Source organism: Ruegeria marisrubri (assembly GCF_001507595.1).
Lineage (GTDB): Bacteria > Pseudomonadota > Alphaproteobacteria > Rhodobacterales > Rhodobacteraceae > Ruegeria > Ruegeria marisrubri.
The window spans coordinates 196524-205632 of the sequence record NZ_LQBQ01000038.1 but is presented as its reverse complement, the minus strand read 5'-3'; the positions used below and the strand labels follow the sequence as shown (position 1 = coordinate 205632).

6 protein-coding genes and 1 tRNA gene are annotated in these 9109 nt (G+C 65.0%); 6 read left to right on the top strand and 1 reads right to left on the bottom strand.

Features of this window, described 5'->3' with window-relative positions; translation table 11 throughout:
* Positions 1-127: EF-Tu C-terminal domain-related protein (locus AVO45_RS19540; RefSeq protein ID WP_476707463.1), on the top strand; the 127-nt coding region annotated here is incomplete at its 5' end.
* 223 nt (positions 128-350) lie between these two features.
* Positions 351-2231, top strand: a complete 1881-nt coding sequence (locus tag AVO45_RS18525) for an FAD-dependent monooxygenase (protein ID WP_068349994.1) — start codon at positions 351-353, stop codon at positions 2229-2231.
* Positions 2232-2250: 19 nt separating this feature from the next.
* Here AVO45_RS18525 and AVO45_RS18520 read toward each other — a convergent pair whose 3' ends face one another.
* Entirely contained in the window at positions 2251-2955 is a 705-nt protein-coding gene (locus tag AVO45_RS18520; protein ID WP_068349992.1) for a lysophospholipid acyltransferase family protein, read from the bottom strand.
* Positions 2956-3100: 145 nt separating this feature from the next.
* Here AVO45_RS18520 and AVO45_RS18515 point away from each other — a divergent pair.
* The 4 genes from AVO45_RS18515 to AVO45_RS18500 all read left to right on the top strand — a co-directional run bounded on the left by AVO45_RS18515 (position 3101) and on the right by AVO45_RS18500 (position 9067).
* Positions 3101-3176, top strand: a tRNA-Trp gene (locus tag AVO45_RS18515).
* A 197-nt stretch (positions 3177-3373) separates the two neighbouring features.
* Positions 3374-3844, top strand: a complete 471-nt coding sequence (locus AVO45_RS18510; protein WP_068349990.1) for a hypothetical protein — start codon at positions 3374-3376, stop codon at positions 3842-3844.
* Positions 3845-4050: 206 nt separating this feature from the next.
* On the top strand, positions 4051-7371 hold the full coding sequence (locus AVO45_RS18505; RefSeq protein WP_068349989.1) for an adenylate/guanylate cyclase domain-containing protein: 3321 nt from the start codon (positions 4051-4053) through the stop codon (positions 7369-7371).
* Between the two features lie 130 nt (positions 7372-7501).
* Positions 7502-9067, top strand: coding sequence for an FAD-binding oxidoreductase (locus tag AVO45_RS18500; protein WP_068349988.1), 1566 nt, complete (start codon positions 7502-7504; stop codon positions 9065-9067).
* Positions 9068-9109 lie beyond the last annotated feature (42 nt).

The window sequence follows — 9109 nt, the reverse complement described above, 5'->3', positions numbered from 1 at the left end:
GGGCGACAACGTCGGCTTCACCGTCGAGCTGATCGCCCCGATCGCGATGGAAGACGGCCTGCGTTTCGCCATCCGCGAAGGCGGCCGCACCGTCGGCGCCGGCGTCGTCTCGAAAATCATCGAGTAAGGCGCGCTCGTCGCGCCCGGTTGCGGCAGGCGATTTTCCAAGGGAAAATCAGCCGAGAGCAACACGGTGAGAAAACCAAAGAAGGCCGTCCCGAACCGGGACGGCCTTTTTTTCCGGGAAACTCAATCGGACTTGCCTGTCGGGATGCCCACGCTGATATGCTGGCCTGACCGGGCGGTGGTGTTAGACTGCGCCGCGACAGGTGACGCGACAGGACCCCGCCATGCAGTTTCATTTTGACGGCTTCCGGCCCGGTGACCCCCACGTGCTTCCCGCGCGCGCGGACAGGCAGGCTGACCGCTCCTCCGTCGATGTGCTGATTGTCGGATGCGGCCCCGCGGGCTTGACGCTGGCCGCGCAACTGGCGGCATTTTCCGACATCCGAACCCGTATCATCGACCGCAAATCCGGGCCACTGGAAATCGGCCAGGCCGACGGAATCGCCTGCCGCTCGATGGAGATGTTCGAGGCTTTCGGATTTGCCGAGAAGGTGGCGAAAGAGGCCTACTGGGTCAACGAAACTGCGTTCTGGCGGCCGGACGCCGACGGGCGCGGCCTGGTGCGAAGCGACCGCATCCAGGATGTCGAGGACGGCCTTTCCGAAATGCCGCACACAATTCTCAGCCAGGCCCGCGTTCACGACTTTTACCTCGAAACCATGAGGAATTCCCCCCGCCGCCTTGCCCCGGACTACTGTCTGGAACTTGCGGAACTGAGGCGAACGGACGATCCAGACTATCCTGTCGCGGCAACCCTGACCGGCCCCGACGGAACATCCGAAACCGTTGCGGCCAGATATGTGGTGGGCTGCGACGGTGCACGCAGCACCGTGCGCGACCTGCTGGGGTATCGGCTGGAGGGCGAATCCGCGCGGCAGCTCTGGGGGGTGATGGACGTGCTCGCGGTGACGGATTTCCCCGATATCCGCCTGAAATGCGCGATCCAGTCGCTCGACAAGGGCAGCCTTTTGATCATTCCGCGCGAAGGCGGCGCGATGATCCGCCTGTATGTGGAACTGGACGAGCTGCGGGGCGACGAACGCGCCGCCGACCGGAACGTCACCCCGGACATGCTGATCGACCGGGTCCGGTCGATCCTGTCCCCCTACAGTCTGGAGGTCAGGCAGGTCGCATGGTGTTCGGCCTACGAGATCGGCCAGAGGGTTTGCGACTCTTTCGACGATCTGGGAACCGAGGGCAGGCAAGGGCGCACCCCGCGCATTTTCATCGCCGGGGATGCCTGCCACACCCACAGCCCCAAGGCGGGGCAGGGCATGAACGTCTCGATGGCGGACACGTTCAACCTCGGCTGGAAGCTGGCCTCGGTCCTGCGCGGGCAGGCGACGCCGGATCTGCTGCACACCTATTCCGACGAGCGCCGTTCGAAGGCGGTGGAACTGATCGAGTTCGACCGGGACATGGCGAAACTCTTCAGCTCCAAGGACAAGACCGGCGAAGATGCCGAGCGTTTCCAGCAGTTCTTTCAAAAGCATCTGCGCTACACGGCCGGGGTCGAGACGCGGTATGACCCGTCGATCATCACCCGTGGCCCCGAGCATCAGGATCTGGCCAAGGGGCTGACGATCGGCATGAGGTTCCATTCGGCGCCGGTGATCCGTCTGGCGGATGCCCGGCGGCTGGAACTGGGACACGTCCTCAAAGCGGACGGGCGCTGGCGCCTGATCGCCTTTGCCGCTGCCGGCGATATGGGCCGGCCGGGCGGCGATGTCGCGAAACTGTGTGAATATCTCGAAGGCGATTCCGACAGCCCAATCCGTCGCCATACGCCCGCCGGCCATGACATCGATTCCGTCGTCGACCTGCGCGCGGTCTTTCAGGCCGGCCACCGCGACATGGCGGTCGAGGATATGCCGCGCCTGTTGAAACCCGCAAAGGGCCGTTTCGGTCTGACCGACTATGAAAAGGTCTTCTGCCCGGATCTGAAGACCGGGCCCGACATCTTCGAGCTGCGCCGGATCGACCGGCGCCGGGGCGCGCTGGTCATCGTCCGGCCGGATCAGTTCGTGGCGGGGATATTGCCGCTGACGGACTTCGGATCTCTTGCGGATTTCTTCCGGGGCTTTCTTCTGCCCAGCACGGCCTGACAGCCCGGCCGCGACAAGGTCACGCCTTGGGCGTCCAGGGCTCGCGCCCGACCATCCGGTCCGCCTCGGCGGTGATGTCGTTCATGTGCTGCTCGAGGCTCTGGCGCAGGGCCTCGATCTGCTCTTCGCTGGCCTTGCGCGGCACCGTTTCCGTCCATTCGCGGCACAGGAACACGCCCTCGTTCTTCCACGGGCGCGGCAGCAGCAGCCGGTCCCATGTTCCGGCCTCGCGCCCGTAGCGGGTGGAAAAGGTGATGCCGAACACCCGCTTGCCCGAGGTCCGCGCCCAGATCAGCGGCACGGTCGAGCAGACGCGTTCGGGGCCGCGCGGGCCATCGGCGGCGATGCCAATCGAGATGCCCTCCTTCATCTTGCCCAGCACCTCGCGCGACAGGGCGACGTGGCGCTTGTGGCTGGACATGGCGATCGTGTCCATGCCGAACAGCTTCTGCACGCGCCCCACCATGCTGCCGGCCCGCGCCGAAGAGGTGATCGAGCAGATGCGCCCCTTGTCCAGCGGAAAGAAATACGGCGATTGCGCCAGCCGCTGATGCCACAGCACGACGATCACCGGTTCGCCCTGTTCGGCGAGGCGGTCGAGTTCCTCGTATCCGATGCGCTGCCACTTGGTATTGCGATGGACCATGCGGATATAGGTCGCGATGCGGCGCGCGAACCAGTTCAGCACGGCTTCGCTGTCGGCGATCTTCTTGCGCAAGCTCACGGGCGGCGTCCTCCTGCTGGGCCGGGCCTTGTCATACCGGACCCTGCGGATGGCGCAACTGGTTTGTCCAGCCCACGGGCCTTTGGAAAACTGAAAAAAGCCTCTTGAGTCCGCCTGCTGGCTGGCATATCTGGTGGCACACCGTAGGGGTATAGCTCAGTTGGTAGAGCGACGGTCTCCAAAACCGTAGGTCGCGGGTTCGAGCCCTGCTGCCCCTGCCATCCAAATCAAGCGGTTTCAAAGTCTTACCCTAGGCCGCTTCGGCGACATGTTTGCGCATGGCGCAAGGTCTGACCCGCGTGTCTGGCGTCAATTGATTCCGCTCTCTCCCCCATCCGTGAAGCGAGTTCATTGGCATTTGGCAACCGATTGGCGCATCATTCCGGTATCCCTTCGGACTGATCGAAAGGGGGCTGCCATGTCTCAACTCAAGCGTCCTGCACTGATCGGCGCCGTCTTGGCCTTCGGCTTGCAACTGGCGTCGGCCCCGGCCACAGCCGATGCGCAGGCGAAAACCCACACCTTCGGGGAAACCGCCAAGATCATAACATTGGGGATTTCCGTCAGCCGCTTCCACGGTGAAAGCCAGCCGCGTGTCCACCGGCATCACTTCCCGCCAACGGTCCACGTGGCTCGCAAACAGGCGCGAAAACACGACGGGCGATCGGCCGTGCCATATGGCTATCAGCAGCCGGGCTACCGTCAGAAGAAGCGCTACTCCTACCAGCGCAGCAAGCGCCACTATTTCTACGGCAGTCAGCCTCATTACCGGCCGCGCCTGGATCGGTATCCCCGCTACAACTACGGCTTCTACCCCAGTCTCAGCCAGTTGAGACGGCCTTACCGGCAGCGCAGCTCCTACCGGCTGCATTACCGCTGGGGCCATTGACCGGCCTTGCATTCCGATCTCAGTGCTTGACCGCGGCGGCTGAAGGGAAAACACTGATGCTTGCGGATAAATGAATGCGAAACGGATCGGGGGGACGTCGGGTCTGGCCGGGTGACTCGTGTGCACGAGGGCAACTGGCTGTATCATCCGGCAAGGGGCTACGACAGGAAACAAGTCGCGGCCTGCGATGGTGGCACGGGTAACACATGGCGGATATCGGGGCATTTCTGGACGAGCTCGGGCTGGCGAAATACCTGCCGGTTTTCGAGACGCACGAGGTCGAGATGCCCGACGTCCCGCACCTGACCGAAGACGACCTCAAGGAGATGGGGCTGCCGCTGGGGCCGCGGCGACGGATCCTCGCCGCGCGGGAGACGCTGGACAACATCCCCCTCATGCCACATGGCGGCCCGGCGCCTGCGCCGCGATCGGGCAAGATCGAGGCCGAGCGCCGCCAGTTGACGGTGATGTTCGTGGACCTCGTCGGCTCGACCACATTGTCCGAACGGCTCGACCCCGAAGACCTGGGCGAGTTGATCCGCCGCTTCAAGGAAACCTGCACGACTTCGGTCGGGCGCTTCGGCGGCCATGTCGCGAGCTTCATGGGCGACGGGGCGATGATCTATTTCGGCTACCCCCACGCGCAGGAGGACGCGGCGACGCGGGCGATTCACGCCGGGCTCGACATTCTCGACGGTCTGGGCCGGATCGAGGGGGATCAGCCCCTGCGCGCCCGGATCGGCATTTCGACCGGTCTGGTGGTCGTCGGCACCATCCACGGCGCGGGCCTCAAGGAACATGACGTGGTGATGGGCGAGACACCGAACCTCGCCGCGCGGCTGCAGTCGCTGGCCGATCCCGATACGCTGGTCATCAGCCCGTCGACCCGGCGGCTGATCGGCAATGCGTTCGAGCTCGAGGACAAGGGATGGTTCTCGCTCAAGGGGTTTTCCGAAAAGGTGCAGGTCTGGACCGTGACCGGTCTGGCCCGGATCGAACGGCGCTTCCAGACCCGGCCCGAGGCAGGCGAGAGCCGCCTTGTCGGCCGGTGGACCGAGTTCCGCAAGCTGCGCGACAAGTGGCACGAGGCGCAGCAGGGGGCCGGGCAGGCGGTGATGATCTCGGGCGAGGCGGGGATCGGCAAATCCCGCCTAATCGAGGGGCTGAGCCGCGACCTGCAGGGGCAGGCGCACCTGCGGCTCAGTTTCCAGTGCTCGCCCTACCATTCCAGCAGTGCGCTCTATCCCGTGATACAGCACCTGGAACTGGCGGCAGGGTTCGCGCCGTCCGACAGCGATGCCGAAAGGCTGGAAAAACTCGCGCGTCTGATGCGCGGCCAGCCCGATGACGGTCTTCACTTGATCGCGGATCTGCTGCACATCCCGACCGAGGATCGCTTTGCCCCGCTCGACTTGACGCCCCAGCAACGTCTGGAAAAGACGCTGTCGGCCCTGTCCGCGCAACTGGCCTCGATGGCGCGGCAAAAGCCGGTCCTGATCCTGTTTGAGGACGCCCATTGGGTCGATCCGACGACCCTGTCGCTGATGGACCGCGTGATCGACCAGATCGTCGAGTCGCGGGTTCTCGTGGTGATGACCTATCGGCCCGGCTTCGATCCCGGCTGGGGGCCGCGCCACAACGCGCTGCATCTGCCGCTGACCCGGCTGACCAATCGCCACGTGGCCGAGATCGTGGCCGAGGTCGCGCACGGCAAGACGGTGCCGGCCGAGGTCTGCGAGTTGATCGCCTCCAAGACCGACGGCATCCCGCTTTACGTGCAGGAGGTGACGCGCGGCCTGCTGGAATCCGGTCAGCTGCGCGAGACCGCCGAGGGCTACGCGCTGAAGGGGCCGCTGCCGGCGCTCTCGGTGCCCAGCACGCTGCAGGACTCTCTGATGGAACGTCTCGACAGGCTCGGCACCGCCAAGGAGGTGGCCCAGACCGGCGCGGTGTTCGGCCGCCAGTTCACCCTGTCGCTGCTGACCTCGGTGTCCCTGCTGGCGCCGGCGACGCTCGAGGCGGGGCTGGCGCAACTGGCCTCGGCCGGGATCATCTTGCAGGGCGCGGCGGACGGGGACGAGTTCATGTTCCGCCATGCCCTGATCCGCGACATGGCCTATGACAGCATGCTCAAGACCGAGCGGCAGGTGCTGCATGACCGCGCGGCCGAGGCGCTGCTGGAATCCCAGCCGCAACTGGAACAGACCCAGCCCGAGATTCTGGCCCATCACTACACCATGGCCAACAACGCGGAACAGGCCGTGCGCCACTGGCAGAGCGCCGGGCGTCTGGCCGTCGAACGCTCGGCCACGACCGAAGCGGTCACCCATCTGACCACGGCGCTCGACATGCTGGCCGGGCTGCCGCAAAGCGAGGAACGCGACCGGCGCGAAATCGACATCCAATTGCTGCGCGCCGGTGTCCTGCGCTCGACCGTCGGGATTGCCGGCGACGCCACCGGCGAGGCCTATTCCCGCCTGCGCCAGCTTTGCGGCCGGATCGGCGGGACCGAGCGCCTTTTCCCGGTGCTGAACGGCCTCTACGCCTTTCACCTCGTGCGGGCCGAATACCCCCTGGCGCATGAGGTCGCGGCACAGATCCTCACGCTGGCCGACCAGAGCGGCCGGACCGAGCATCGCATGGTCGGGCACCGCGCGATGGGCGCGGTGCTGCTGCATATCGGCGACCTGATGCAGGCCCGCGAGCATCTCGAACAGGCGCTTGAGCTTTACGATTTCGACGAGCACGGCCGCCTGGCCTATGTCTATGGCACCGACCACGCGGCGATCACCGCGGCGTTTCTGGGCAAGTGCCTGTGCCTGATGGGCGATCCCGAACGGGCCATACAGGTGCAGCTCAAGGCGCTCGACGGGGCCGAGCGGCTCAAGCACGCGCATAGCGTGGCGCAGGTGCTGACCTATCACTGCATGGTGCTCATGCTGGTGCGCGACGTGGACGCGGCGCTTCAGGCCGTGGCGCGGCTGGAGCGGGTCTCCGAGGAACATTCCTTTGCCTTCATGTCCATGACGGCGCGGTTCTGGCGCTGCTGGGCCGAAGCGACACGCGCGCCCGATGCCACCCGTATCGCGGCGCTGCGCGAGGCCGCCGAAAGCTGGTGGTCCAGCGGCGCGGGCAATTACAAGCCGTTCTTCAAGACGCTCATCGCCGAGGCGCTGCTCGCGGCCGGTGGCATACACGCCGCGAAGACCGTTCTGGATGAGGCCGACCACTTTGCCGAAGCGACCGAGGAAGGCTGGGCATGTGCCGAACAACTGCGTGTCCAGGCGATGCTGGCCGAGCAGCAGGGTCGCGACCCCGAGCCGATCATGCTCGAAGCCATCGCACAGGCCCGGGAAAGCCAGGCGGCGCTGTTCGAACTGCGCGCCACGGTGGCGCTGGCCCGGCACCGCAAGGCGCGGGGCGAATCGGTTGACGAGTTGCTGCGTCCGATGCTGGAGCGGGTCCGGGGGGCGTCGGACCTGACCGACGCGGCCGAGGCGCGGGCGCTTTTCGAAACAACTTCTTGACCGACAAGCCCTTTTGCTGCCAGCTTGGGCAACTGAGGGGCGAGCAATCAATAATCAGGAATACCTTTGACCGAGGCGCGGCAGGTGCGGCCGCCGGGCCTCGGGAGCATTTGATTTTGAGGATTGCACCATGCGCAAGATCAGCAAGACCATTCTGGCCAAGGAACGCGTCGCCCACAGCCGGACAGACCTCGTCCTGCAACGCTATCACCCGATCGACCCCGACGAGATCCGCGCCTTCGAAAAGGGGCTGGTGGGCTCGGTCGTGCTGCCGACCGACCCGAACTACAACACCGACCGCCAGCTCTGGAACCCGGCGTTCCAGGACTACCCCGAGATCATCGTCTATTGCGAAACCATCGAGGACGTGCGCGCCAGCCTCGCCTTTGCGCGCAAGCACAAGCTGTGGGTGGTGTCCCGCTCGGGCCGGCACAGCACCGCCGGGTATTCGGTCAACAACGCGATGGTGCTGGACACCAGCAAGCTCTGCCATGTCGTCGTCGACCCGAACCCTGACGCGCCGATGGCCTATGTGGGGCCGGGCACGCCCTTCAAGGTGCTCAATTCGGTGCTGAACGCGTATCACCTGCATGTGCCCGGCGGCGCCTGTCAGGATGTCTGCGTCGCGGGGTTCATGATGGGCGGCGGCTATGGCTTTACCTCGCGCATGTTCGGCATGAACTGCGACAATGTTCTGGGCGTCACCATGATGCTCTGGGATGGCAGCATCGTCGTGGCGGACGCGACCACCAACCCCGACCTGTTCTGGGCGATCCGCGGCGGGACGGGCAACAATTTCGGCGTGCTGCTGGAAATCCGCTACCGCCTGCACGACCTCTACGAGGTCTGGGGCTTCCACATCCAGTGGCCGCTGAACAAGGCCGCCAAGGCGCTGGAATACCTGCAGGCCAACTACATGAAGGACGGCAAGTCCGACAAGTTCGGCGCCTATATCTTCCTCGCCTATCAGGGCGAGGAAAAGGTGCTGCTGGTCTCGGGCCTCTACCACGGCCCCGAGGCCGAGGGGCGCAAACTCATCAAGCCGCTGCTCGACGACCCGGTCGGCGGCGAGCTGGAGAACCACAAGACCGGCACCTACCAGCAGATCAACTCGTGGCTCTATGACGAGAAATACGACATCCCCGTCGTTCCCGACCAGGCGCGCGAGGACAAGCAGGGCGGCTACATCGCCCGCCAGCTGAACGAGGCCGAATGGCAGCGCGTGGTGGATTATCTCGATTCCACGCCCAACGCCTATGGCGCGGTGGCGATCGAGCCCTATGGCGGCGCGATCAACCGCTACCCGGTCGGCAAGGAGGGCAACGCCTTCATCCACCGCGACGTCCATATGAACTTCTATGTCGACGTGTTCTGGCTGTCCGAAGAGGAAAAGCAGATCGTCGTGCCCTGGCTCGACGGGTTCATGAAGCTGATGACCGAAGAGGGCTTCTTCATCGACCGCTGCTACCAGAATTACCCGCGCCGCAGCCAGGTGAACTATCGCTGGCTCTACTGGGGCGACAATTTCAACTCGCTTCTGTTCGTGAAACGGAAATTCGATCCCGAGAACTTCTTTCACTACCAGCAGAGCATCTCGTCCGTGCCCGAGGATGCGCCGCCGGACATCATCCGCGACAAGTCGAAACCGTTCTTCTCTGATCCCAAGATCACCTACGAGAGCTATTCGACCCCGTGACTTCGGCCCCGCACGGGGCCTGGCCGCGAGGGGGGAGGCCAG

Coding starts and splice junctions, on each gene's coding strand:
- AVO45_RS18525 (WP_068349994.1), top strand. CDS start 351: ATGCAGTTTCATTTTGACGGCTTCCGGCCCGGTGACCCCCACGTGCTT.
- AVO45_RS18510 (WP_068349990.1), top strand. CDS start 3,374: ATGTCTCAACTCAAGCGTCCTGCACTGATCGGCGCCGTCTTGGCCTTC.
- AVO45_RS18505 (WP_068349989.1), top strand. CDS start 4,051: ATGGCGGATATCGGGGCATTTCTGGACGAGCTCGGGCTGGCGAAATAC.
- AVO45_RS18500 (WP_068349988.1), top strand. CDS start 7,502: ATGCGCAAGATCAGCAAGACCATTCTGGCCAAGGAACGCGTCGCCCAC.